Here is a 255-nt window from a genome sequence, read left to right as displayed (position 1 = left end):
CGGCGGTGTCCTACTCTCCCACAGGGTCCCCCCTGCAGTACCATCGGCGCTGTGAGGCTTAGCTTCCGGGTTCGGAATGTAACCGGGCGTTTCCCTCACGCTATGGCCGCCGAAACACTATTGATGTGTCAATCGTTGCATAACGACATAAGTCTTAGTTATGCGGTTCTCGACCGTACATCGAGAACCACTCAGTGGACGCAAGCACCAACGAACGGTGTGTTATCAAGTCATCGGCTTATTAGTACCAGTCAG

Annotated in this window: 1 rRNA gene; it reads right to left on the bottom strand. The window is 53.7% G+C overall.

The features are described from left to right. A 5S ribosomal RNA gene (gene rrf, locus M3195_RS16770) occupies positions 1-114 on the bottom strand; the annotation flags it as partial. Positions 115-255: the final 141 nt, after the last annotated feature.

The sequence above is a fragment of the Microbacterium hydrocarbonoxydans genome, from assembly GCF_023715885.1.
GTDB lineage: Bacteria > Actinomycetota > Actinomycetes > Actinomycetales > Microbacteriaceae > Microbacterium > Microbacterium hydrocarbonoxydans_C.
The sequence above is the reverse complement of the archived record's forward strand: the minus strand, read 5'-3'. Positions and strand labels throughout refer to the sequence as shown.